The 24,028-nt window shown below is 62.9% G+C and carries 22 protein-coding genes and 1 pseudogene; 15 read left to right on the forward strand and 8 right to left on the reverse strand.

Annotated features, from left to right (window positions below):
• Nucleotides 1–28: 28 nt before the first annotated feature.
• Nucleotides 29–322: a hypothetical protein gene (locus X771_RS1000000168250; RefSeq protein WP_155923279.1), complete on the reverse strand. Its 294-nt coding sequence runs from the start codon at nt 320–322 to the stop codon at nt 29–31.
• Nucleotides 323–354: 32 nt separating this feature from the next.
• Between X771_RS1000000168250 and lptF the strand changes: the two genes are divergently transcribed.
• From lptF to X771_RS1000000166995, 8 genes and pseudogenes are all read left to right on the forward strand, one after another.
• Entirely contained in the window at nt 355–1,554 is a 1,200-nt protein-coding gene (gene lptF / locus X771_RS144970; RefSeq protein WP_023672737.1) for an LPS export ABC transporter permease LptF, read from the forward strand.
• A 2-nt stretch (nt 1,555–1,556) separates the two neighbouring features.
• Complete coding sequence (gene lptG / locus X771_RS144965) at nt 1,557–2,639, forward strand: LPS export ABC transporter permease LptG (RefSeq protein WP_023672736.1); 1,083 nt, start codon at nt 1,557–1,559, stop codon at nt 2,637–2,639.
• Nucleotides 2,639–5,071, forward strand: a complete 2,433-nt coding sequence (locus X771_RS144960) for an LPS-assembly protein LptD (protein ID WP_023689106.1) — start codon at nt 2,639–2,641, stop codon at nt 5,069–5,071. Before lptG ends, X771_RS144960 begins: the two co-directional genes overlap by 1 nt.
• Nucleotides 5,072–5,162: 91 nt before the next feature.
• Complete coding sequence (locus X771_RS144955) at nt 5,163–6,092, forward strand: peptidylprolyl isomerase (RefSeq protein ID WP_023685693.1); 930 nt, start codon at nt 5,163–5,165, stop codon at nt 6,090–6,092.
• 12 nt (nt 6,093–6,104) lie between these two features.
• Nucleotides 6,105–7,133 (forward strand): 4-hydroxythreonine-4-phosphate dehydrogenase PdxA, encoded by a 1,029-nt coding sequence (gene pdxA, locus X771_RS144950; RefSeq protein WP_031202879.1) that lies wholly within the window; start codon nt 6,105–6,107, stop codon nt 7,131–7,133.
• A 38-nt stretch (nt 7,134–7,171) separates the two neighbouring features.
• Complete coding sequence (gene rsmA / locus X771_RS144945; RefSeq protein WP_023689108.1) at nt 7,172–8,008, forward strand: 16S rRNA (adenine(1518)-N(6)/adenine(1519)-N(6))-dimethyltransferase RsmA; 837 nt, start codon at nt 7,172–7,174, stop codon at nt 8,006–8,008.
• 68 nt (nt 8,009–8,076) lie between these two features.
• Nucleotides 8,077–8,382 (forward strand): type II toxin-antitoxin system RelB/DinJ family antitoxin, encoded by a 306-nt coding sequence (locus X771_RS144940; RefSeq protein WP_023689109.1) that lies wholly within the window; start codon nt 8,077–8,079, stop codon nt 8,380–8,382.
• Nucleotides 8,379–8,670, forward strand: a pseudogene (locus X771_RS1000000166995) (type II toxin-antitoxin system RelE/ParE family toxin). The gene X771_RS144940 and the pseudogene X771_RS1000000166995 overlap by 4 nt, the downstream one beginning before the upstream one ends.
• A 33-nt stretch (nt 8,671–8,703) precedes the next feature.
• On the opposite strand, the gene gmk reads toward X771_RS1000000166995, so the two are convergent.
• The 7 genes from gmk to fabD form a co-directional block, all read right to left on the reverse strand.
• The gene (gmk, locus tag X771_RS144935; RefSeq protein ID WP_023689111.1) at nt 8,704–9,360 is read right to left on the reverse strand and encodes a guanylate kinase; all 657 of its coding nucleotides are present in this window, start codon (nt 9,358–9,360) and stop codon (nt 8,704–8,706) included.
• 24 nt (nt 9,361–9,384) lie between these two features.
• The gene (locus X771_RS144930) at nt 9,385–10,275 is read right to left on the reverse strand and encodes a YicC/YloC family endoribonuclease (protein WP_023685689.1); all 891 of its coding nucleotides are present in this window, start codon (nt 10,273–10,275) and stop codon (nt 9,385–9,387) included.
• A gap of 264 nt (nt 10,276–10,539) precedes the next feature.
• Entirely contained in the window at nt 10,540–11,796 is a 1,257-nt protein-coding gene (mltG, locus tag X771_RS144925; RefSeq protein WP_023689112.1) for an endolytic transglycosylase MltG, read from the reverse strand.
• Between the two features lie 201 nt (nt 11,797–11,997).
• The gene (fabF, locus tag X771_RS144920; protein WP_023685687.1) at nt 11,998–13,260 is read right to left on the reverse strand and encodes a beta-ketoacyl-ACP synthase II; all 1,263 of its coding nucleotides are present in this window, start codon (nt 13,258–13,260) and stop codon (nt 11,998–12,000) included.
• A 34-nt stretch (nt 13,261–13,294) separates the two neighbouring features.
• Nucleotides 13,295–13,531, reverse strand: a complete 237-nt coding sequence (locus tag X771_RS144915) for an acyl carrier protein (RefSeq protein WP_006203723.1) — start codon at nt 13,529–13,531, stop codon at nt 13,295–13,297.
• Nucleotides 13,532–13,752: 221 nt separating this feature from the next.
• Entirely contained in the window at nt 13,753–14,490 is a 738-nt protein-coding gene (gene fabG, locus X771_RS144910) for a 3-oxoacyl-[acyl-carrier-protein] reductase (protein WP_023685686.1), read from the reverse strand.
• Between the two features lie 60 nt (nt 14,491–14,550).
• A complete protein-coding gene (gene fabD / locus X771_RS144905; protein ID WP_023689113.1) occupies nt 14,551–15,498 on the reverse strand; it encodes an ACP S-malonyltransferase in 948 nt (315 codons plus the stop codon).
• A gap of 277 nt (nt 15,499–15,775) precedes the next feature.
• Here fabD and X771_RS144900 point away from each other — a divergent pair, with 277 nt between their 5' ends.
• The 7 genes from X771_RS144900 to X771_RS144870 all read left to right on the forward strand — a co-directional run bounded on the left by X771_RS144900 (nt 15,776) and on the right by X771_RS144870 (nt 24,005).
• Entirely contained in the window at nt 15,776–17,704 is a 1,929-nt protein-coding gene (locus X771_RS144900; RefSeq protein ID WP_023689114.1) for an LTA synthase family protein, read from the forward strand.
• Nucleotides 17,705–18,016: 312 nt separating this feature from the next.
• Nucleotides 18,017–18,517, forward strand: a complete 501-nt coding sequence (gene rpsF, locus X771_RS144895) for a 30S ribosomal protein S6 (protein ID WP_023672722.1) — start codon at nt 18,017–18,019, stop codon at nt 18,515–18,517.
• Nucleotides 18,517–18,765 (forward strand): 30S ribosomal protein S18, encoded by a 249-nt coding sequence (gene rpsR, locus X771_RS144890; RefSeq protein WP_006203718.1) that lies wholly within the window; start codon nt 18,517–18,519, stop codon nt 18,763–18,765. The genes rpsF and rpsR overlap by 1 nt, the downstream gene beginning before the upstream one ends.
• A 266-nt stretch (nt 18,766–19,031) precedes the next feature.
• Complete coding sequence (rplI, locus tag X771_RS144885; RefSeq protein ID WP_023672721.1) at nt 19,032–19,619, forward strand: 50S ribosomal protein L9; 588 nt, start codon at nt 19,032–19,034, stop codon at nt 19,617–19,619.
• Between the two features lie 186 nt (nt 19,620–19,805).
• Nucleotides 19,806–21,155 carry a cyclopropane-fatty-acyl-phospholipid synthase family protein gene (locus X771_RS144880; RefSeq protein WP_023689115.1) on the forward strand — a complete coding sequence of 450 codons (1,350 nt, stop codon included), beginning with the start codon at nt 19,806–19,808 and terminating at the stop codon, nt 21,153–21,155.
• Between the two features lie 156 nt (nt 21,156–21,311).
• Entirely contained in the window at nt 21,312–22,289 is a 978-nt protein-coding gene (locus X771_RS144875; RefSeq protein ID WP_023689116.1) for a small ribosomal subunit Rsm22 family protein, read from the forward strand.
• Nucleotides 22,290–22,511: 222 nt separating this feature from the next.
• Nucleotides 22,512–24,005 carry a replicative DNA helicase gene (locus X771_RS144870; protein ID WP_023672717.1) on the forward strand — a complete coding sequence of 498 codons (1,494 nt, stop codon included), beginning with the start codon at nt 22,512–22,514 and terminating at the stop codon, nt 24,003–24,005.
• The last annotated feature ends 23 nt before the right edge of the window (nt 24,006–24,028 follow it).

Consider the following 24,028-nt stretch of genomic DNA (forward strand, 5'->3'; position numbering starts at 1 on the left):
GGCTCAGATTTTCAGGAAAAATGCATTCTCAGGGAAGATGCGCGACATTTGGTCGTTTTCCTTGATTTGGCAAGACTTTGCCGGAATCAGGGCTCATATGCGCAGCGGAATCGATAACGATTCGTCGCGGCACGGCTCCGCTTTCCTGCCGCAACCTGTTGTTAACCATCGATGTTCTCCCTTTCTTATCCATTGCCGCCGACACTCCGGCCTGCGGGACGGGCGATGTGGGACGGAGAATCGGATCGAACCGCCTGAAAGAAATGGCCAAACGCACCCAGTTGTACAGCCGCAGCCGGACGACTACCTTGTCGGCGGGCATGATGCCGTTCGGCAAATCGAGAAAAGCCTTACATGAAGGTCGTTGAACGCTACATCATGCGTCGCGCACTGGCGGTGTTTCTCGCTGCGCTGATCTGGACGCTGGCCATTGTCTGGACGACGCAGGTGCTTGCCCGCATCGACCTGGTCACCGACAGTGGCCAATCGGCGCTGACTTTTTTCGAGGTCGCGGGCCTCATCATCCCCACCATCATCCCGATCGTGGTGCCATTCGCCCTGGTGGTGGCGGTGGCCCAGACGCTCAGCGTCATGAACTCCGATTCGGAATTGGCCGTCATCAACGCCGCCGGCGCCTCGCGCTGGACGATTGTGCGGCCGGTCCTGCTGATCGCGCTGGCGGCCAGCGTCTTTTCCTTCGCGGTCGACAATGGCGTCGAACCCTATGCCAGGCAGAAGAACCGCCAGCTGATCGCGTCCTCGCGCGCCGATCTCTTGTCGCTGATCATCCAGGAAGGCACGTTCCGCAAGATCGACGACGGGCTGTTCCTGCAGATAGGCGAGCGGCTGCCGGACAACCGGCTCGGCGGCATCTTCGTGGCCGATTCGCGCGAGGAAGGCGCCAATCTGATCTATTATGCCAAGAGCGGTAGCGTCGTCGAAAAGGGTGATGAGAAGGTGCTGATGATGAATGACGGCGTCATTCATCGCAAGACGCTGACCGGCGATCTGTCGGTTATCCGCTTCACGTCCTACGCCTTCGACCTTTCCGCCTTCATGTCGGCGGCGAACGATATCATGCTCCTGCCCAAGGACCGAACGACGCAATACCTGCTCAACCCGGATCCGAACGACAAGATCTTCCAGCGCAGGCCCGGCGCCTACAAGGCCGAGCTCGACCAGCGCTTTTCCGAATGGTCCTATTCGCTGGTGTTCGCGCTGATCGCGCTGGCGGTCGCAGGCGATGCGCGCTCACACCGCGAGGCGCGCATCCACCCGCTGATCACAGCCATCGCCATTGCGCTGTTCGTGCGCTGGCTGGGCTTCTTTGCCGCCGGCAAGGCCGACAAGATCCCGCAATACGCCTATATGGTCTATGGCGTGCCGGTCATCGCCTCGGCGGTCGCCATCTGGTTCATCGTCACCTCGCGAAGCATGGAACTGCCCGGCAGCTGGGCCGACTGGATGACGAATTTCGCCGGCCGCGTCAGCGATGGCTGGACGGCGCTCAAGCTGCGCCTCAATCGGCGCTACACATCCGGCCAGGGAGCCTGACGATGGGCTGGACCCTGGGCCGCTACTTCTTCTTTCGCTACGTGTCGATCACGATCTGGTTCTTCATCGGCCTTCTGGCGCTGGTGTTCCTGATCGACTTCACCGAGCTGTCCGGCCGCATCACCGGCCTGCCGGGCTTCACCTACGGCACGGCGGTCGCGATCTCGGCGCTGAGGATGCCGATGATCATGCTGCAGACGGTGCCGTTCGTCGGCCTGTTCTCGGCGATGGCGACGCTGGTGTCGCTCAACCGCAAATACGAGCTGGTGATTGCGCGATCGGCCGGAGTGTCGGCCTGGCAGTTTCTGTTGCCCTGCTGCATCGGTGCGCTGTTATTCGGCATATTGTCGGTCGGCGTGCTCAATCCGATCGCCGCGCATGGCTTCTCATGGTCGGAGCAGATGGAAAACCAGCTGCGATCCGGCAATTCGAACGTGGTGGCGGCCGATGCCACGCCGTGGATCCGCCAGAAAACCAACTCCGGCGACACCATCATCGGCGCCCGCGCCATCCTGAACCAGGGCCTGGAAATGGCCGACGCCGTGTTCTTCGTCCTCGATCCGCAGGGCAATATCGTCGAGCGCAAGGACGCGGCGCGGGCCTTTCTGCGCGACGGCTACTGGGAATTGCAGGACGTCAAGGTGTTCAAGGACGGCAACATCCGTTCCGAAACGACCGACCAGTTGCCGACCAACCTCAAGCCGGAATTCGTGCAGGAACGGCTGGCGCGCCCCGAGACCATCCCGTTTTACGACCTTCCCGGCAAGGTTGAGGTTGCCCGCTCCTTCGGCCTCAAGGCAAATGCCTTCGCCATGCAGTTCGATTCGCTGGTGGCGTTACCGTTCCTGCTTGTGGCCATGACGCTGATTGCGGCAACAGTTTCAATGCGATTTGCGAGGATGGGGCAGTCGGCAACGATGATTCTGGGTGGCGTCCTCGCCGGCTTTCTGCTTTATGTCGTTTCGGTATTGGTCAAGGCATTCGGCGTGGCGGGATTCGTGCCCACAGCCGTGGCTGCATGGGTTCCGGTTGTCGTGGCTATGTTCTTTGGGGTGACATTCCTGCTATACAAGGAAGACGGCTAGTGAGGGAGGCGGCTTTGCGCAGCCATAGGCAGGCCGGTTTGGCGCGCCTCTATTCGGCGAGCGCCTTGGCATGCCTGCTCGCCTGCAGCGTGCTGACGGCCCCTGCGCTGGCGCAGGACGTTACCGACGTGGCAACGAAAGTTCCCTCCGGCTCCCAGATGCTGCTGGCGGCCGACACGCTCGTCTATAACAACGACAACCAGACGGTCACCGCCATCGGCGGCGTCCAGATCGACTATGGCGGCAACAAGCTCGTCGCCCAGCGCGTCGTCTATGATCGAAACACCAAGCGGCTGGTTGCCAGCGGCAATGTCGAGATCGTCAACAGCGACGGCACCAAGATCAACTCGCAGCATATCGATATTACCGACGATTTCGCTGACGGTTTCGTTAATGCGCTGCGCGTCGAAACGCCCGAAAAAGCCTATTTCGCCGCCGAAAGCGCCGAGCGCATGGGCGGCGTGCTGACGACGTTCCACAACGGCGTCTATACGGCCTGCGAGCCTTGCGAAGACAAGCCGGACAAGGCGCCGACCTGGCGGATCAAAGCCAGGAAGATCATCTGGAACGGCGAAAAGAAGACGGTTCGCTTCGAGAATGCGAATTTCGAATTCTTCGGCTTCCCGCTGGCTTATCTGCCGGCGTTCGAGATCGCCGACCCGACGGTCAAGCGCAAAAGTGGCTTCCTGATCCCCAGCATCGGCTACAACAATCGTCTCGGCGTCGGCGTCAAAGTCCCCTACTACTTCGCTTTGTCGCCGACCTACGACCTCACCGTTACCGGCAGCGGCTACACCAAGCAGGGTTTCCTCGGCGAGGCCGAGTGGCGCCAGCGCTTCAACAATGGCCAATACACGCTGAAGCTTGCCGGAATCAACCAGCAGGACCCTGGCGCTTTCCGTGATTTCGCGGCTTTCCCCGGCGGCTACAATGTCAATTCGGGGCCAGCAGGCGATCCGAACAAGTTCCGCGGCATGATGGGCACCAAGGGCCAGTTCGCCATCAATCCGCGCTGGGACTTCGGCTGGGATATCCTGCTTCAGACCGACAAGAATTTTTCGCGTACCTATACGATCGAAGGCTACAACGACGCCGTGCATCAATCGTCGGTCTACCTGACCGGCCTAAACGACCGCAATTATTTCGATGTGCGCGCCATGCGCTTCCAGGTTCAGGAGAACACACCGGACGGCAACGTCGCATCGCGCAGCGACAAGCAGCCCTGGGTGTTGCCGTCGCTCGACTATGCCTACATCCCCGACATGTCGGTGGCCGGCGGCCAGCTGTCGTTCAACGTCAATGCGCGCATCATCCGCCGCGACGATCTCGATCAGGCCTATTTTACCCCCTATGTGCCGGGCTCAGGCGTCCAGCGCGTGCGCGGCATCGAGGGCGAATCCGGTCGCCTCACCGCCGAGGCCGAATGGAAGCGTACCTTCACCACGGACGGCGGATTGCAGTTGACGCCCCTTCTGGCTCTGCAGGGCGACGTCGACTATCTCAACGCTTCTTCGGCTTCGCTGACTGCGGTAAACCAGATGGCAACGAATGTCGGTGCCGCCGACGACATGCGGTCTTCCTTCGCCCGGTACATGGCGACCGCCGGACTTGAAATGCGCTGGCCGGTGCTGTTCTCGATGACCGGCTCCAGCCATATCGTCGAGCCGATGGCGCAGGTCTTCATGCGCCCGAATGAGCAGTATGTCGGCGGGCTCGCCGTTCCCAACGAGGATGCACAGAGCTTCGTCTTCGACGCCACGACGCTGTTCGAGCGCGACAAGTTCTCCGGCTACGACCGCGTCGAAGGCGGCAGCCGCGCCAATGTCGGGTTCCGCTATTCCGGCGCCTACGACAATGGCTGGGGCACCAACGCGATCTTCGGCCAATCCTACCAGTTGGGCGGGCGCAACTCGTTCGATTCACCGGATCTGGTCAATGCGGGCGCCGATTCCGGCTTGGAGACTTCGACCTCCGACTATGTCGGCCTTGTCGGCTTCAGCAGCCCGAGCGGCTTCTCCGGTTCGCTCAGCGGCCGCTTCGACGAGCAGACCTTCGAAGTTCGCCGTGCCGAGGTGAAGGCCGCCTATTCCGGGCTGCCGGTTTCGCTGAGCGCCAAATACGCCTTCATCCAGGCGCAGCCGCTCTATGGTTTCACCACCGACCGCCACGAAGTCACGCTCGGCGCCTCGACACACCTGGCCGAAAACTGGCGCGTCTTCGGCACCGGCACCTACGACCTGCAACAAAGCGTGCTGGTCAAGGACGGCGTCGGCTTTGCCTACAATGATTCCTGCTTCACCTACCTGATGACGTACTCGGAATCACGCGACATCAACACCAAGGAAGTGTCGCAGAATGTCGGCTTCAACCTGTCGTTCCGCACGCTCGGCGATTTCGGCTCGTCCCAAAGCTCGATCGACTCCATCCAGTAGAGCCGGCTGACGACATCGTTTTGCCGCATAAAGCGGGCACGGATTTCGCCAATATCGGGCTGGAATCGGCCAAAACCGGGCTAGAATTGGGATGCTTTCGATGAGGAAATACCTGTTTTCGGCAGGATTCGCGCTCCTGTTCGCGGCGACCTCGGTCTCTGTCACCACGATGGTACCGCCGGCCTTCGCCAGTGAAATCAAGTATGTCGTCAACAACATGCCGATCACCACCGGCGACATCGCGCACCGGGCTGCCTTCCTGAAACTGCAGCGCAAGAAGGGTGACGCGGGTCAGGAAATGATCGACCAGACGCTGCGTATGGCGGAGGCCAGGCGTCTCGGCATCCGCATCTCCGACGCCCAGGTAGAGGCTGCCTATCAGCGCTTTGCCTCGAGCAACAAGATGCAGCTCAAGCAGCTCGACGGTGTCATGGCGCAGTCCGGCGTGACCAAGGAGCATTTCAAGGAATTCATCCGCTCCCAGATGGCGTGGAACCAGGCGCTGAGCGCACGCTACAGCGGCGGCGGCGGGGAGGTGAGCGAACAGGATCTGGTCAAGCGCATGCTTGAAAAAGGCGGCGCCAAGCCAAGCGCCACCGAGTACATGCTGCAGCAGGTGATCTTCGTGGTGCCGAAGGCCGAGCGCAGTGCCACACTCGCCAAACGCAAGCGCGAGGCTGAAGCCATGCGCGCCCGCTTCAATGGCTGCAACACCACGCGTGAATTCGCCAAGGGTCTGATCGACGTCACCGTTCGCGACCTCCCCCGATTGCTGGCGCCGCAACTGCCGCCGGACTGGGCCGAGCAGATCAAGGCCACCAAGCTGGGCGGCGCCACGGCCGTGCGCGAGACCGATCGCGGCATCGAATTCATCGGCATCTGCTCGTCGCGCGAGGTTTCCGACGACAAGGCGGCCCAGATGGTGTTCCAGAGCGAAGGCAGCGGCGACAAGAACGCCGACGAGCTCTCGGCCAAATATGTCGAAGAGCTGAAGGCGAAAGCCAAGATCGTCACGCGCTGAACCGGCCCAGCCGTGCGTGAGACAGAGCTTCCGCTGGCGCTGAGCGTCGGCGATCCATCCGGCGTCGGTCCGGAAATCGCCATTGCCGCGTGGCAGAGCGCCCGTGGTTCCGGTGCCGCGCCCTTCTATCTTCTCGCCGATCCGGCGCTGATTGCCGCGCGGGCGCGCCGGCTCGGCGCGGCGGTGGCAATCGCCGAGACGGTGCCGGCCCAAGCAGCTGGTGTCTTTCAACACTCCTTGCCCGTGGTGCCGCTGGCGGCCCACTTCACCGACGATCCCGGCCGGCCCGACCCGGCCAATGCCGCCGGCATCATCGAGGCCATCGATCGCGCCGTCGCCGACTGCCTTGCCGGTCACGCGGCCGCGGTCGTCACCTGTCCGATCGCGAAGAAGCCGCTTTACGATGCCGGGTTCGGCTTTCCCGGCCATACCGAATATCTGGCGCATCTGGCCTCGCTCCATATAGGCGGCGCGGTGATGCCGGTGATGCTGCTCGCCGGCCCCGAATTGCGCACCGTTCCGGTCACCATCCACATCGCGCTGGCCGAGGTGCCGAAGACGCTGACGACGGAGCTGATCGTTGCCATCGCGCGCATCACCGCCGGCGATCTTGCCCGCCGTTTCGGCATCGCCGGGCCGAGGCTCGCGCTTGCCGGCCTCAATCCGCATGCCGGCGAAAGCGGCGCCATGGGGACAGAGGACGAGCGCATCATTCGTCCTGCGGTCGACTTGTTGCGGGCGCAAGGCATCGATGCCTTCGGGCCGCTGCCGGCCGATACGATGTTTCATGCGCGCGCCCGCGCCGGATATGACGTGGCGATCTGCATGTATCACGACCAGGCGTTGATCCCGGCCAAGGCGCTGGCCTTCGACGACGCGGTCAACGTCACACTTGGCCTGCCGTTCATCCGCACCTCGCCCGATCACGGCACAGCCTTCGACATCGCCGGCAAGGGCATCGCACGTCCCGACAGCCTGATCGCGGCGCTGAAGCTGGCCCGCCGGCTGGCCGATACCGGCGCAAAGCCCGCAGCTGCATGAGCCAAAAATCATGAGCCCAAATCATGAGCCCAGAATTCATGAGCATTGACGGGCTGCCGCCGCTGCGCGAGGTGATCGAGCGCCATGGACTGCAGGCAAAGAAGGCGCTTGGCCAGAATTTCCTGCTCGACCTCAATTTGACCGGCAAGATCGCGCGCGTCGCCGGGGACCTTAGCGACAGTACGGTAATCGAGGTCGGCCCCGGCCCCGGCGGGCTGACCAGGGCGCTGCTCGCTGCCGGTGCCCGCCGCGTCGTCGCCATCGAGCGCGACGAACGCTGCCTTGCGGCCTTGGCTGAGGTCTCCAACCACTATCCGGGCCGGATCGAGGTGATCAGCGGCGATGCGCTGAAGACGGATTTTGCCGCTCTTGCCAAGACCGCGTCACAAGGCGGCCCGGTGAGGATTGCCGCCAACCTGCCCTACAATATCGGCACCGAGCTGTTGATCCGTTGGCTGACCGTGGCGGACTGGCCACCCTTCTATCAATCGATGACGCTGATGTTCCAGCGCGAGGTGGCCGAGCGCATTGTCGCCGGTGCCGGCAGCGATGCTTATGGCCGGCTCGGCGTGCTGGCGGGCTGGCGGACCGAGGCGAGGATCGCCTTCGACGTGCCGCCGCAAGCGTTCACGCCGCCACCCAAGGTAACGTCCTCGGTGGTGCATCTGGTGCCGCGCGCCAGCCCTTTGTCAACCGACGTGAAAAAACTCGGTCGCGTCACCGAAGCCGCTTTCGGCCAGCGCCGGAAAATGCTGCGGCAGAGCGTGAAGAGCCTGGGTGGCGAGGCACTGCTGACGCGCGCCGGCATCGATCCGACCCGGCGTGCGGAGACGCTCAGCGTCGAGGAATTCGTGCGGCTGACAAACGCGGTTTGACCGGCGGCGCTGGCGCGGCCTAGCAATCGTCATTCAAACGAATTGCATTGACGTCGAAGGAGATTGCCATGCCAGCAAATGCACTGGTCCAGACGCGTATCGACGCCGACATCCGGGATCGAGCTTCGGCGGTGCTCGAAAGCATGGGGCTGACGGTCTCGGATGCGGTGCGGATATTGCTCACCCGAACCGCCAACGAGGGTGCGCTGCCCATCGATCTCGTCACAAACAACGAGGCGTATGATTTATGGTTTCGCGCCAAGGTTCGCGAAGCGCTCGACGACACCCGACCAGACATTCCTGATGATCAAGTCGAGGCGCATTTTGCCGAGAGACGCGCCGCGGCGCGGCGTTCGGGTGAACCTAAATCTTGAAGATCGTCTGGTCGCCATTCGCGCTTTCAGATCGCGACGGCATCTTCGCGCATATCGAGGCCGACAATCCTGCGGCCGCGATCGCCACCGATGAGCGGATCGTCGCCGCAATCAACCGTCTTCGGACTTCCCCAAAGCGGCCGGATCGGCAGGCGTGCAGGGACACGAGAGATCGTCATCGTCGGCACGCCATATGTCGCGGCCTATCAGCTGACCAACAGCACGATTCGAATCCCGCGCGTGCTTCACGGAGCGCTGCGTTGGCCGGACGATCTGCCAGGCAGCTGATGCGGCTAATTTAGATTGCCAGCGGTGGACGAGCTACTCAGTCTTCTCGTCCAGCAACCCCGAGACGAAATCGAACAGCCCGGGCCGCCGGTCGCGCCGCAGCCTTTCCGCCGTCACGATGCCACGCACTTCGGCGAAGGCGCGGTCGAGATCGTCGTTGACGATGACAAAGTCATATTCCTTCCAGTGCTCGATCTCGTTGCGGGCGTTCTTCAGCCTAGTCTCGATCACGTGCTCCTGGTCCTCGGCGCGGCGCTTGAGGCGCGACTTCAATTCCTTCATCGACGGCGGCAGGATGAAGATCGAGACGATGTCGGCGCGCATCTTCTCCTTGAGCTGCTGGGCGCCTTGCCAGTCGATGTCGAAGAGCATGTCACGGCCCTGCGCCAGCGCCAGTTCAGCCGGCTCGCGCGGCGTCGCGTAGCAATTGCCGTGCACCTCGGCCCATTCGAGCAACGCGTCGGAATCGCGCAGCCGCTCGAACTCGCGCGTGGTGCGGAAGTGATAGTGGACGCCCTCGATCTCCGAGCCGCGGCGTGGCCTGGTGGTCACCGAGACGGATAATTCCAGGCTGCCGTCGCTTTCCAGCAGGTTGCGCGCGATCGTCGACTTGCCGGCGCCCGACGGCGACGACAGGACCAGCATCAGCCCGCGGCGGCGAATGCGGGATCCGAGATCCCTGGCAACCATCGGCTCCTTGCCACCCATTCGGGTTTACTCCAGATTCTGGACCTGTTCGCGAAACTGGTCGACCACCGCCTTCAGTTCCAGCCCGATGGCGGTGACAGTGGCGGCGTTCGACTTGGAACACAGCGTATTCGATTCGCGGTTGAATTCCTGCGCCAGAAAATCGAGCTTGCGGCCGATGGCGCCGCCATTTGCCAGCAGCGCTCTGCCCGACGCCACATGCGTCTTCAGCCGATCGATCTCTTCACGGATATCGGCCTTGGTGGCCAGGAACGCCGCTTCCATGTGCAGCCGGCCGGCATCGAGATTGGCCGACGCATCCATCAGCAGCCGCACCTGTTCGGCGATCCGCTCGCGGATCGCCGCCGGTTCGCGCGACGGGTCGGCCTCGGCTTGAAGCGTCAGCGCCTCAATGGCGTCGATATGGCCGGAAAGCAGCGAACGCAGCGCTTCGCCCTCGTTCTGGCGTGCCTGCTCGAGACCTGTAAGCGCCGTTTCCAGCGCGGACAGGATTGACGCGTCGAGTGCTGCCCGCACCTCCTCGGTTTCGCTGGTTTCAGGGATATCGAGCACGCCGCGCAGGGAAAGCAGACCGTCGGCAGTTGCCGGACCAACACCGAACTGGTCCTGCAGCCGCTTGGCCAAGCCCGCCAGATCCCTGAGGAAGGCTTCGTTGACCACTGGCTGCGCCTGCTGGCCGGCGGCGCGGCCGACGGTCAGCGTCGCTTGGAAATTGCCACGCGAAAAGCGCTTCTGCAGCGTCTGCCGCACAGTCGGTTCGAGCCGCTCGAAACCTTGCGGCAGCCGCAACCTGACCTCGACGCTCTTGCCGTTGACCGACTTGACCTCCCAGGCGATCGATGCGCCGTCATGTTCGGCAACAGTGCGTGCAAATCCGGTCATGCTCTGCAAATTCATGATGCGGCTCGTGTCTCCCTGATGGTCCGATTCTAATAATTGCGCATGCGTTCGATATCACGGGCAGCGCGAATGTCAGAATCGCAATACCGGCAAGATCTTGATTTCTGGTGTCGTTTCGATCTCGCGGGGCTGAAATCGAGCGAAGCAGAGGCACCCGAGCAAGACCGAAGACGCTTCGAACGGCGCTACTCGTTCAAAGCAACAGCGCGTCCGCCTCTGTCCGCATCGCTTAAGGTCGATCCGTCTGAAAGCGCCGGCCTGCTACTGGGCGGCACCCGTATCGCCGGCATCACCGCTGTCACCGGCGGCATCGCCACTTGCGTCACCGTTGTCGTCGCCATCCGCCGGCGCATCGGTCTGGCCCGGAGTCTTGGCGCCCTTGGCGGCGTCTTCAGCCTGCTTCTTCTGCAGTGCCCGGTAGCGGGCAACGTTCTCATTGTGCTCGGCAAGCGTGGTGGCAAAGACGTGGCCGCCGGTGCCGTCGGCGACGAAATAGAGATCATCGGTCTTCGACGGGTTGGCGACGGCTTCGAGCGCGGCGCGGCCGGGATTGGCGATCGGCGTCGGCGGCAGGCCGTTGATCAGATAGGTGTTGTAAGGCGTCTGTTTCTGGATGTCAGATTGATAAATCGGCCGGTCGGCGGGTTTGCCCTTGCCGCCGAACAGGCCGTAAATGATGGTCGGATCGGATTGCAGCCGCATGCCCTTGGCCAGACGGTTGAGGAAGACGGCGGCAACGCGCGAGCGCTCGTCGCCCCGGCCAGTTTCCTTTTCGACGATCGAGGCCAAGGTGACGAAGTCGTCGACATTGGCCAGAGGCAGGTCGGGCGCGCGCCGCTGCCAGACCTCGTCGACCAGCTTCTTCTGGTCGGCGAGCAGCTTGTCGACCATCTGTTGGCGCGTGGCGCCGCGGGTAAAGCGCAGCGTGTCGGTGGCGAGGCTGCCCTCAGCCGGCTTGGCGGCCGGCATGTCGCCGGTCAGCGCATCCTGCTCGGCGATGCGCTGCAGCGCCTGCTCGACCGTCAGGCCCTCGGGAATGGTCAGCGAATACATCACCGACTTGCCGCTCTTCAGAAGCTCCATGATGTCGCGCATGGAGGCGCGCGGCTTTATCTCGTATTCGCCTGCCTTCAGCGCTGAATCATTGCCATAGACCCGCACGGCGATGCGGAAGATGCGGGCATCGCTGATCAGCCCACGCCGTTCGAGCTGGTCGGCAATATCCTGGACGCCGGTGCTCGGCTTGACCAGGAAGGTGTCGCCGGCCACCGACGGGCCCGGTTCGTTGAATGCCTGCTTGCCGAAATAGAGCGAAACGCCGGCGGCGAGGATCATCAACATCACCGCGGAGATGATGAAGTTCATGAACACGACGACTTGGCTGCGCGAGGCGCGCGAGCGCTTTGGTGGTGGTGTGCCGGCTTCCGGGCGCAAAGCTTCGGCCGCGGTCTTCGGCACGATCGGGCCGGTCTGCTGGTTTTGTCCGAATTGTCCGCTGCCGCCCGGATTGGTGTTCATTAGCGCCCTACCATCTGATCTCTTAGAGCGACCATGCGCCCGATTGGACTCACAGCGTGCCCTAACATTTCAAGCCTACGCATCGTGCTTTTAAAAAAGCGCCTTCGGTTTCAGGCCGATGCGACGAATCCCCAGCGGCAGAGTAGGCTTGAATATGGCAAAATTGACGACAGACCGCTGGCGCGCCGGTCGATACCGCAATCAGCCTGTATAACGCTGGAATACCAGCGAAGCGTTGGTGCCGCCGAAGCCGAAGGAGTTGGACAGCGCCACGTCGACCTGGCGATGCCGTGGCGTGTTCGGAACAAGATCGATCGCGGTTTCGCGTTCCGGGTTGTCAAGATTGATGGTGGCTGGCGCGATGTTGTCTCTGATAGCGAGGATCGAAAAGATCGCCTCGGCGGCACCCGCCGCACCCAGGAGATGGCCGATCGACGACTTGGTCGACGACATCGAGATTTTCGAGGCGGCGTTGCCGACCAGCCGCTCGACGGCGCCGAGTTCGATCGTGTCGGCCATGGTCGAGGTGCCGTGCGCGTTGATGTAGTCGACGTCGGCGGGCGTCAGCTTGGCCCGGTTCAGCGCCGCCGTCATGCAGCGGAAGGCGCCGTCGCCGTCTTCGGCCGGTGCAGTGATGTGATAGGCATCGCCGGTCAGGCCGTAGCCGGTGACCTCGGCATAGATCTTGGCGCCGCGCGCCTTGGCGTGTTCGAGTTCTTCCAGCACGACGACCCCGGCGCCCTCGCCCATGACGAAGCCGTCACGGTCGCGGTCATAGGGACGCGAGGCCTTCTCAGGCGTGTCGTTGCGGTCGGTGGACAGTGCCCGGCAAGCAGCGAAGCCGGCAAGCGATAGTCTGGTCACCGGCGATTCCGCGCCGCCGGCCAGCATCACGTCGGCATCGCCGAAGATGATCAGCCGGGCGGCATCGCCAATGGCGTGCGCGCCGGTCGAGCAGGCGGTGACGACGGCGTGGTTGGGGCCTTTCAGCCCATGCCGGATCGATACCTGGCCAGATACCAGGTTGATGATGTTGCCGGGAATGAAGAATGGACTGATACGGCGCGGTCCGCGCTCTTTCAGGATGATAGCGTTCTCGGCGATGCCCTCGAGGCCGCCGATGCCGGAGCCGATCATGACGCCGGTGGCGCAGCGCTCGGCTTCGGTGCTGGGCTCCCAGCCGGAATCCTTCAGCGCTTCGTCGGCGGCCGCAATCCCGTAAAGGATGAAGTCGCCGATCTTGCGCAGTTCCTTGGGCTCGAGCACGGCTTCGGGATTGAGCGTGCCGTTGGTGCCGTCACCGCGAGGAATGACGTGGGCGATCTTGCAGGCAAGATCTTCCACTTCGAACTCGGTGACGCGCTTGGCGGCGCTGCGGCCGGTCAGAAGTTCCTTCCAGCTGTGCTCGAAGCCCATGCCGAACGGCGAAACCAGGCCAAGGCCCGTGACGACGACACGCCTCATCGCAGGTCCTCCCCGGTGATGACTGCGGATAGTGTCAGGCCGAAGCCTTGTCGATGTACTTCACGGCATCGCCGACGGTCAGGATGGTCTCGGCCGCATCGTCCGGAATCTCGACGCCGAACTCTTCTTCGAAGGCCATGACGAGTTCGACCGTGTCGAGGCTGTCCGCGCCCAGATCATCGATGAAGCTCGCCTGCTCCGTCACCTTGTCGGCATCGACGCCAAGATGTTCGATGACGATCTTCTTGACGCGCTCTGCGGTGTCACTCATTTGGGGCATCCTCGTCTTTTGTTTGTCTGTCTTCGTTAGCGGGCAGAATGCCGCTAATCAAGCTGAAAGATGGTCCTGCCGGAAACGCAACGATGCCGGACCGGTTTTTGCCCGAACCGCCGGGTTGCGGGCCGCATTACACGAAAAATGGCTGAGGTCCAAGGCGAAATGGTCTCTTTTCACAAGCCGGCCATGTCTTCTTATCACCCGGCAATATCCTGTCAGATCATGGCCATGCCACCGTTGACATGGATGGTCTGGCCGGTGACGTAGGCTGCCTCGTTGGAGGCGAGATAGGCGACGGCCGACGCCACTTCAACACTCGTGCCCATGCGGCGCGTCGGGATCGCGGCCATTATCGCGTCTTTCTGCTTGTCGTTGAGCTTGTCGGTCATGGCCGATTCGATAAAGCCCGGGGCGACGCAGTTGACGGTGATGTTGCGGGTGGCGATCTCCTGCGCCAGCGACTTGGAAAAGCCGATCATGCCGGCCTTGGAGGCGCAATAATTGGTCTGGCCAGGATTGCCGGTGACGCCGACCACCGAGGTGATGTTGATGATGCGGCCATGGCGGCGGCGCATCATCGGATGGGTCAGCTCGCGGGTCAGCCGGAACACGGCGGTGAGGTTCACCTCCAGCACGCTGTCCCAATCCGCGTCCGCCATGCGCACGAACAGGCCGTCCTTGGTGATGCCGGCATTGTTGACCAGTATGTCGACGCCTTCGAGTTCGGCTTCGGCCTTCTGGCCAAGCGCCTTGACCTCGTCACGGTCGGCTAGATTGGCCGGGAACAGCTTTACCCGGTCGCCGAGTTCGCCGGCCAGGGTCTCCAGTTTCTCGATGCGGGTGCCGTGCAGGCCGACAATGGCGCCTTGCGCATGCAGCACCCGGGCAATCGCCTCGCCAATGCCGCCCGATGCGCCGGTGACGAGCGCCTTGCGGCCGGTCAGTTCGAACATTTTCGTCTCCTGATCTTAAGAGAACACCCTTCCCACGGGAGGGGTTGAATCGCCAGTGGATTATGCAAGCGCGGCCAGCGCCGCCTCGACATCGGCCGGCGTGCCGACGGCCGATGTCGCGATGTCGCGGCTGATCCGCCGCGCCAGGCCGGAAAGCACCTTGCCGGCGCCGATCTCAAAGAGCGTGGCGACGCCATTGGCGCCGAACCACTCCACCGTTTCGCGCCAGCGCACGCGGCCGGTGATCTGCTCGACCAGGCGGCGCGCGATCTCGTCGGGGTCGCTGGTCGGGACTACAGTGACGTTGGAGACGACGGGCACCACCGGTGCATTCTTGGTCACCCCGGCCAGCGCCTCGCGCATGACATCGGCCGCCGGCGCCATCAGCGCCGAATGGAAGGGTGCGGAGACCTGCAGCATCAGCGCCCGCTTGGCGCCCTTTTCGGTGCACAGTTTCGCGGCGAGTTCCACCGCCGCCCTGGCGCCGGAGATCACCAGCTGGCCGCCGCCATTGTCGTTGGCGATCTGGCAGACCTTGCCGGATCCCGTTGCGGCCTCGGTGCAAGCGGCTTCGACGTCGGGCTGTTCCAGTCCGATGATCGCCGCCATGGCGCCCTCGCCGGCCGGCACCGCCGCCTGCATGGCGTTGCCGCGGATGCGCAGCAGCCGGGCAGCATCGGCGACCGAAACGAAACCGGCCGCGGCAAGGGCGGAATATTCGCCGAGCGAATGACCGGCAACGTAGGCAACCTTGTCCTTCAGCGAAAAGCCGCGCGCTTCCAGCGAGCGGATTCCCGCCAGCGAGACCGCCATCAGCGCCGGCTGGGCATTGGCAGTCAGGGTCAGCGCCTCTTCCGGGCCTTCCCAGATCAGTTTCGACAGCTCTTCGCCCAACGCATCATCGACTTCCTCGAACACCCTGCGTGCCTCGGGGAAGGCGTCGGCGAGGTCCTTGCCCATGCCGACAGCCTGGCTGCCCTGTCCCGGAAAGGTGAATGCGACGGCCATTTGGGCGCTCTCCAGCGGCTGATTTTTCCTGCCTGTGACGCAAGGCGGACCGTCAAGTCAAGCCCGAAGGCGGCATTTCGGCTCTCGCTTGAACTGGAGCTGACCTCGAGTCCCTGTTCCCAAAGGCTTTTTGCCGATCACACCTGATGAAAACCGCTCACGAATCGTTTGCTGGCTCTTCTTATTTTCGCCACAGGCGCTAGCTTTTGCATGACAGTTCTATGACAGAACGGTGGCGCGAGTGGAAATGCGCGTTGCTTGGGCCGGGGGAAGAGACGTGGCTAGGATCAGGAAGGGCGCGGCCGTACCCGCGCCACAGTTCTTGGAAGACGATCCGTCCACCGGCTACCTGCCGGGGCGCAGATGGCCGGTCATCCGCTACGGTCTGGTCACGCTGCTTGCCTCCGCCATCCTGGTGTTCGCCATCGAATGGATCGTGCGCGGCGACTTCTTCGGCACAGTCGACTTCTTCCTGCAGCCATTCAAGCCGGGCTGGACCACCATCATTGTCTTTGCATTGGTGCTGATGGGACTGGACGCCGTGCTTGGCCGCAGTCACCAGAGCCTGATGATCGTGGCGCCGCTGACGCTGGCGCTGGCCTTTGTCGGGCATCAGAAGTCGCATTATCTCGGCGATCCGCTCTACCCAACCGATTTTCTTTATTCGCGCCAGATCATGGCACTGATGCCGCTCCTGGTGCGCGAGCGGCCCTGGACGGCGCTCGCCATGGCGGTCGGCATCGTCGCCGGCCTGTCGCTGCTGATCTATGGCTGGCGGTTGTGGCGCCGCAAGGTTCCGATCCTCAGCCGCAAAGGGCGGCTGGCGCGGCTGACGCTGGCAGTGCCGCTGCTCGCCTTCTTCGTCTCGATCATGGACTACGCCACCTTCTCGTGGACCCGCGACCGGCTGCAGATCATCCCGATCATGTGGGACCAGAAGGAGAACTACGCCTCCAACGGGTTTGCGCTGGCCTTCGCGCTCAACGTGCCGATGGCGCATGTCTCGGCGCCGGCGGGCTATTCCGACAAGGCGATCGACGCGATCGACAGGCCTGATGTGACGGCCTCGGTACCGGATGAGAAACCCGACATCATCGTGGTGATGAGTGAATCTTTCTGGGATCCGACCAAGCTGCCCGGCGTCACAATCACGCCTGACCCGATCCCCAATGTGCGGGCGCTGCGTTCCGGCTATATGTTCTCGCCGGAATTCGGCGGCATGACCGCCAACATCGAATTCGAGGCGCTGACCGGCTTTTCCAATGCCTTCCTGCCGGCGGGCTCGATCCCCTACCAGCAATATGTGCGCACGCCGACGCCGTCGCTGGCGACCTTCCTGAAAAGCGAGGGCTACCGGGCGCGCGCCATCCATCCGGGCACCAACTGGTTCTGGAACAGGGGCGCCGTCTATGCCGATTTCGGTTTCAACGATTTCCGCTCGGAAGAGACGCTGCCGCCACTGGAAAAGCGCGGGCCGCTGGCTTCCGATGCGTCGATGACCGACGAGATCATCGCAGAGGCCGACGCCAGCGAGCGGCCGGTGTTCTTCTTCGCCGTCAGCCTGCAGAACCACGGTCCCTACGAGCCGTACCGCTATTACAATCCGACCCACAAGGTCGTGGCACCGATCAGCACGTGGGCGCGGGAATCGCTGCTCAGCTACGCCGAGGGATCGGCCGATGCCGACCGTGGCCTCGAGCGATTGATCGAATGGGCGAAGAAGCGCGAGCGGCCGACGGTCATCGCCTTCTTCGGCGACCATCTGCCGCCGCTCGGCCCCGTCTATGTCGAAACCGGTTACCTGAAGGACAATGTCGCGCCGCGCAAGGAACCGACGCCCGAGGCGGCACTGGAGCATCATCAGACGCCGCTGGTCATCTGGTCTAACCGCACCGGTCCGGCGCAGGATATGGGCGCCGTGAGCCCAGCCTTCCTGCCCTACCATATCCTTACGACGGCCGGGATCACGCACCCCTACTACACCGGCTTCCTGGGCGCGCTGCGCGAACGCTATCGCGTCGTCGACCGCAATCTGCTTCTGACACCGTCAGGTGAGGCCACGCCGGACTGGGCGCGGCAGAAGGATGTTGATCCGGCGATCAACGATTTCCGCCTGCTGCAATACGACATGATGTTCGGCAAGCGTAAGGCGGCCCCGGACTTCTTCCCCGAAACGATCAACGGTCGTACCCCGCATACGAGTTGATGCCTGGTATTTTTCCAACCCTGCGACGCCAGGACGCTGTCCGGAGCATGCGTTACCCTTGCCTTCCAGCCAATTTGCTATATAGACGCCCGCAATCTGCCGGTCCTTGCTGGGGGCTGAACGGAGGGCCGGAGGTTTTACCCAAAACCTTCGTGTGAAGCCAGAAGCGCTTCCGCCTCCCGTGTCTCCGCTCTCGACCGTCTCGAAATGCTCCTTTCTTCCCCGCCCCCTCGGGATCAGCGGGTCAGAGAAGTTGCAGAGGCTTTTGCCGCGAGGATCCGGGAGAGAAACGAAGAAAGGCACTGAACCACTATGGCTCTATACGAACATGTGTTCCTTGCCCGGCAGGACCTCTCGCAGCAGCAGGTCGATGCGCTTGTCGAACAGTACAAGGGCGTCATCTCCGCAAATGGCGGGTCCGTCGGCCGGGTCGAGAACTGGGGACTGAAGTCCCTCACCTACCGGGTCAACAAGAACCGGAAGGCTTACTACACGCTTATGGACCTCAACTGCCCGCCGGCAGCGCTCAACGAGATGGAGCGCCAGATGGGCCTGTCCGAGGACGTGCTGCGTTTCCTGACCGTCAAGGTCGAGGCGCATGAGGAAGGCCCGTCGGCCATGATGCAGAAGCGCGAAGAGCGCTCGGAACGCGGCGGCTTCGGCGACCGCGACCGTGGTGATCGTGGTCCGCGCTCGTTCGGCGACCGTGATCGCGGCGACCGTGGCGATCGTCCGCCGCGCTCATTTGGCGACGCCGGTGGCGATCGTGGTCCGCGCCGTCCGCGCGAAGGCGTTGAAGGAGGTGCAGAATAATGGTCGACATCAATCAGATCCCGACCCGGCGCCCGTTCCATCGCCGCCGCAAGACCTGCCCTTTCTCCGGCGCCAACGCGCCCAAGATCGACTACAAGGACGTGCGTCTTCTGCAGCGCTACATTTCCGAGCGCGGCAAGATCGTGCCGTCGCGCATCACCGCCGTCAGCCAGAAGAAGCAGCGCGAACTCGCCAAGGCGATCAAGCGCGCCCGCTTCCTCGGCCTGCTGCCCTACGTGGTTCGCTAAGACTTTCGAGCGGGCGGTTCGCCGCCTGCTTCCTTCTCCCACGGCGACGGGCGCCGCAGGGGTAATTTGATGATGCATGTCGTTGTCCCAAAACCGGGACCACTCTTGGCGACATGCATTGAAATCCCGAGTTGAGGTGAAAAGCCTCTAACTGCCGCGACAGGCAGGACAGCGACACCGGCGCCAAGGCGCTCAGAGCTTCCTGACCTGTTCCATTCAATTCGGCGCCGATCCCGCGGTCGGTGCCCAGACGAAGGAACAAAACCATGCAAGTGATTCTTCTCGAACGCGTTTCCCGCCTCGGCCAGATGGGCGATACCGTCAAGGTCAAGGACGGCTTTGCCCGCAACTTCCTCTTGCCGCAGGGCAAGGCGCTGCGCGCCAACGAAGCCAATAAGAAGAAGTTCGAAGGACAGCGCGCGCAGCTCGAAGCCCGCAACCTCGAGCGCAAGTCGGAAGCCAGCCAGGTTGCCGAAAAGCTCGACGGCAAGAGCTTCATCGCCGTACGTTCGGCCGGCGAGACAGGCCAGCTCTACGGTTCGGTGTCGACCCGCGACATCGCCGACCTGCTGACCGCCGAAGGGTTCTCGGTCAACCGCAACCAGATCCAGCTCAATCAGCCGATCAAGACTATCGGCGTCACCAATGTGGCGATTGCGCTGCATCCGGAAGTCGAGGTCACCATCAGCCTCAACATCGCCCGCACGGCCGACGAAGCCGAGCGCCAGGCCAAGGGCGAGACGCTGACCACCGCCGAAGCCATCTATGGCGATGACATCAACGACAACGCACGGCCGGAGAACTTCTTCGACCCGAACACCGAGTTCGAAGGCGGCGAAGAAGACAACGCCTGATCCCGCACGGGGCCTGATCGGGAAGCGAGGGGAGCAGCGCTCCAATCACTTCCTCGTCATCCAGCCTTTCTGGACCAATGTCCGGGCCTCTCGCCCGGGCATTTTTGTGCCAAATGGAACTTTTCGAACCCCTATATATTGTTGCAGAATTGGTCCGCCAGTCTGACCGTGAGGGGACATTTGGTGATGAATATTCTGTTGAAACGCGTTCTCGACCGCCTGGTGCGTACGGGCAATCTGAAAGTCACCGGGCCGAAGGGCTCGACAGTGGTTTTCGGCGACGGCAGCGGCGAGCCGGTGCATATGCACATCAAGACCGCGCATGCCGAGCGCGCCATTACCTTCGATCCGATGCTGGCCGTGCCGGAAGCCTACATGGACGGCGAACTCGACATCATCGAGGGCGGCGTACTGGGTATGATGCGCATCGCCTTCCAGAACATGGGCAGCGGCGGTATCGACGCCACCTGGTCGAAGGCCATCGAGGGCCTTCGCCACGCCTTTCGCCGCCTGCAGCAGATCAACACCGCATCGCGGGCGCGCCGCAACGTGCAGCGCCACTATGATTTGTCGGGTGACCTCTACCGGCTCTTCCTCGACGAGGACATGCAGTATTCCTGCGCCTATTTCGAACAGCCGGACATGACGCTCGACGAGGCGCAGATGGCCAAGAAACGCCATATCGCCGCCAAGCTCAGGCTGAAGGCCGGCCAGACCGTGCTCGATATCGGCTCCGGCTGGGGTGGGCTCGGCCTCTATCTCGCCAAGGCTTTAGATGTCGACGTGCAAGGCGTGACGCTGTCGACCGAGCAGCACGGCGTCGCCACCGACCGGGCGCATGCGCAAGGCTTGCAGGACCGCGTGCATTTCGACCTCAAGGACTACCGCGAACTCAACGAACGCTTCGACCGCATCGTCTCGGTCGGCATGTTCGAGCATGTCGGCGTCAACCACTTCCGCACCTTCTTCGACAAGTCGGCGACGTTGTTGAAGCCCGACGGCGTCATGCTCTTGCACACGATCGGCCGCTCCGGCGTGCCGTGGGCGACCAGCGCCTTCATCCGCAAGTACATTTTTCCGGGCGGCTACATTCCTTCGCTGTCGGAGGTGATGCCGGCGATCGAGAAGTCGGGCCTTGTAGTCACCGACATCGAGATTCTGCGGCTGCACTATGCCGATACGCTGAAGCATTGGGGCCAGCGCTTTGCCGCCAACCGCGACAAGGCCAAGGCCATCTATGACGAGCGCTTCTGCAGGATGTGGGAGTTCTATCTGGCGGCTTCGGAAGCCGCCTTCCGCTGGCAGGATCTGGTGATCTTCCAGATCCAGATCGCCAAGAAGAACGACACGCTGCCGGTGACGCGCGACTACATGGCCAAATGTGAAAAGGCGCTCGAAATGCGCGAAATGGGGCATCGTCAGGAGGCGGCGGCCGCCGAGCCTGCTGTCGCCAGGTCTGTGCCTGCCAGGTCCGTTGCTGTCAGGTCCGTTGCGGCCAAGCCAGCGCGCCGTCGCAAGGTGGCGGATCGCGAATAACGCCTCGATTGCGATTGCCGCTTGCCATTGACGGCTCTGACACTGAAAAAGGTCTCGTTCTCGCGAGACCTTTTTAATGACCTGCCTGCCCACCATCGCCACCACCCTTGTCGAGTTCGCCGGCGCCTCGGTGCTCGCGGCACGCGGAGCCTGAGCGTGGAACTCCCCGCCTCGCTGCGACAAGGCGTCGAGCGCCTGCTCGAAACGATACCGCTGGCGGTGCTGCGCCAGGCGGCGAAGACGCTGTCTGACCGCTACCGCGCCGAATTGCGCGACGGCCGCCTGCACATGGCCGAAGAGATGGCGGTAAAAGCCTATCTGGCGACGCGGCTGCCGGCGACCTACGCGGCGGTACGGGCCGGTCTCGACGAACTCGCCTATGCGCGGCCCGATTTCCAGCCAACGAGCTTGCTCGATGTCGGCGCCGGTCCTGGCACGGTGCTTTGGGCCACTACAGACCTGTGGCCCGACCTCGAAGAGGCGGTTCTGGTTGAAGCAAGCGCCGCGGTGCGCAAGGTTGGCCAGTCGCTCGCCCTTGATACCATCGCCACCAGGATGGACTGGCGCGCCGGCGACGTGACCATCGACCTTGCCGATCTCAAGCCTGCCGATCTGGTCACCTGCGCCTATGTGCTGGACGAGATCGCGCCGGCATCGCTGCCGAAGCTTGTCGGCCGGCTCTGGCAGTTGACCGGCGACACACTGCTGACCGTCGAGCCCGGCACACCGGCCGGCTGGCAGCGCATCCTGGCAGTGCGCAGGCAATTGCTGGAGGCCGGGGCGCATGTGCTGGCGCCTTGTCCGCATGAGGCGCCCTGCCCGCTTGAGCCGCCCGACTGGTGTCATTTTTCGCGCCGCGTCGCCCGCTCGCGCCTGCATCGCCTGGCCAAGGACGCCGACGTGCCGTGGGAGGACGAGAAATTCATCTACGTCGCGGCTTCGCGGCAACCCGCGCCTGCACGTCAGCCGCGCGTGATTGCGCCGCCGAAATCGGGCTCCGGCAAGGTGCTGCTCAAACTGTGCCAGCCGGATGGCGGCGCCGGCGAGACACTTTTCACCAAGCGCGAGGGCGAGTTGTTCAAGGTAGCGCGGCGACTGGACTGGGGCGATACATTGGACGGAAGAAGCGGATAATCACCGAGATTGTTCTTGCTCTGTTCCAACGACTCGGATAAAAGTCAGCGCCTTTCTGAGTCAACCGGAATCGGGGCGCGGAAACACTCTTCTGTGGACGGTTTGCCGCCCCTGTGAACAAACGGGGCATCGAGGTTGATTGGTCGTGCGGTGATGCAGAAAGGTCAGCACCGATTTATCTCGTTCTGATATCGAGAAGCCGGGATCAAAATCGGGGACATCATGGCAGAGGCAGCGCGAAAATTCGGCGTGGCGGAGCAGCAACCGCTTTATCGTGAAGCGCCGAACAACATCGAGGCCGAACAGGCGCTGCTCGGCGCCATCCTCGTCAACAACGATGCCTTCTACCGCGTCTCCGACTTCCTCAAGGCCGGCCATTTCTACGAGCCGCTGCACCGGAAAATCTTCGAGGTCGCGGCCGAGCTAATCCGCATGGGCAAGGTGGCGACGCCGATCACGCTGAAAACCTTCCTGCCGGCCGACGAGAAGGTCGGCGACATGACGGTGGCGCAATATGTGGTTCGTCTGGCGGTCGAAGCCGTCACCGTCGTCAATGCCACCGATTATGGCCGCGCCATCTACGATCTGGCCACGCGCCGGGCACTGATTACCGTCGGCGAGGACATGGTCAACATCGCCTATGACGCGCCGGTCGACATGGCGCCGTCCGAACAGATCGAGGATGCCGAGCGGCGGCTGTTCGAACTGGCCGAAACCGGCCGCTATGATGGCGGCTTCGAGAGCTTCACCGACGCGGTCAAGACCGCCGTCGACATGGCCAACGCCGCCTATATGCGCGACGGCCATTTGTCGGGCCTCGCCACCGGCATGCGCGATCTCGACCGCCGCATGGGTGGCCTGCAGGCGTCGGATCTGATCATCATTGCCGGCCGTCCGGGCATGGGCAAGACGTCGCTCGCCACCAACATCGCCTTCAACATTGCCGAGATGTATGAGCCGGCGCAGCAGGCCGACGGCTCGTTCAAGGCAGCCAATGGCGGCGTCGTCGGCTTCTTCTCGCTGGAAATGTCGTCCGAGCAGCTCGCCACCCGCATCATTTCCGAACAGACGGAAATTTCGTCGTCAAAAATCCGCCGCGGCGAGATTTCGGAGATGGATTTCGAAAAGCTGGTCGCCTGCTCGCAGACCATGCAGAAGATCCCGCTGTTCATCGACCAGACCGGCGGTATCTCGATCGCGCAGCTGTCGGCGCGGGCGCGGCGGCTGAAGCGTCAGCGCGGCCTCGACCTCATCGTCATCGACTATATCCAGCTGATGCAGGGGTCGAGCGCGAAATCGTCACAGAACCGGGTGCAGGAAATCACCGAGATCACCACCGGCCTCAAGGCGCTGGCCAAGGAACTCTCCGTTCCGATCATCGCGCTGTCGCAGCTGTCGCGTCAGGTCGAAAGCCGCGAAGACAAACGCCCGCAGCTGTCCGATCTTCGCGAATCCGGCTCGATCGAGCAGGACGCCGACGTGGTGATGTTCGTCTACCGCGAGGAATATTATCTGAAGAACCGCGAACCGAAGCCCGGCACCGACGAATACATCAAGTGGGAACACGAGATGAACGAGATGCGCGGCAAGGCCGAAGTCATCGTCGCCAAGCAGCGCCACGGCCCGACAGGTTCGGTGAGCCTCGCCTTCCATGGCGAGTTCACACGGTTTTCCGACCTCGCCGAAGAGCATCATATTGCGGAGAGGTTCGAGTAGCTTTTTGGCCTACCGCAGCGCTC

The organism is Mesorhizobium sp. LSJC269B00 (assembly GCF_000502815.1).
Classification (GTDB): Bacteria; Pseudomonadota; Alphaproteobacteria; order Rhizobiales; family Rhizobiaceae; genus Mesorhizobium.

Coding starts and splice junctions, on each gene's coding strand:
- gmk (WP_023689111.1), bottom strand. CDS start 9,360: ATGGTTGCCAGGGATCTCGGATCCCGCATTCGCCGCCGCGGGCTGATG.
- X771_RS144940 (WP_023689109.1), top strand. CDS start 8,077: ATGCCAGCAAATGCACTGGTCCAGACGCGTATCGACGCCGACATCCGG.
- lptG (WP_023672736.1), top strand. CDS start 1,557: ATGGGCTGGACCCTGGGCCGCTACTTCTTCTTTCGCTACGTGTCGATC.
- X771_RS144930 (WP_023685689.1), bottom strand. CDS start 10,275: ATGAATTTGCAGAGCATGACCGGATTTGCACGCACTGTTGCCGAACAT.
- X771_RS144955 (WP_023685693.1), top strand. CDS start 5,163: ATGCTTTCGATGAGGAAATACCTGTTTTCGGCAGGATTCGCGCTCCTG.
- X771_RS144880 (WP_023689115.1), top strand. CDS start 19,806: ATGAATATTCTGTTGAAACGCGTTCTCGACCGCCTGGTGCGTACGGGC.
- rplI (WP_023672721.1), top strand. CDS start 19,032: ATGCAAGTGATTCTTCTCGAACGCGTTTCCCGCCTCGGCCAGATGGGC.
- lptF (WP_023672737.1), top strand. CDS start 355: ATGAAGGTCGTTGAACGCTACATCATGCGTCGCGCACTGGCGGTGTTT.
- rpsR (WP_006203718.1), top strand. CDS start 18,517: ATGGTCGACATCAATCAGATCCCGACCCGGCGCCCGTTCCATCGCCGC.
- X771_RS1000000168250 (WP_155923279.1), bottom strand. CDS start 322: ATGCCCGCCGACAAGGTAGTCGTCCGGCTGCGGCTGTACAACTGGGTG.
- fabD (WP_023689113.1), bottom strand. CDS start 15,498: ATGGCCGTCGCATTCACCTTTCCGGGACAGGGCAGCCAGGCTGTCGGC.
- fabG (WP_023685686.1), bottom strand. CDS start 14,490: ATGTTCGAACTGACCGGCCGCAAGGCGCTCGTCACCGGCGCATCGGGC.
- rpsF (WP_023672722.1), top strand. CDS start 18,017: ATGGCTCTATACGAACATGTGTTCCTTGCCCGGCAGGACCTCTCGCAG.
- X771_RS144915 (WP_006203723.1), bottom strand. CDS start 13,531: ATGAGTGACACCGCAGAGCGCGTCAAGAAGATCGTCATCGAACATCTT.
- X771_RS144870 (WP_023672717.1), top strand. CDS start 22,512: ATGGCAGAGGCAGCGCGAAAATTCGGCGTGGCGGAGCAGCAACCGCTT.
- fabF (WP_023685687.1), bottom strand. CDS start 13,260: ATGAGGCGTGTCGTCGTCACGGGCCTTGGCCTGGTTTCGCCGTTCGGC.
- rsmA (WP_023689108.1), top strand. CDS start 7,172: ATGAGCATTGACGGGCTGCCGCCGCTGCGCGAGGTGATCGAGCGCCAT.
- mltG (WP_023689112.1), bottom strand. CDS start 11,796: ATGAACACCAATCCGGGCGGCAGCGGACAATTCGGACAAAACCAGCAG.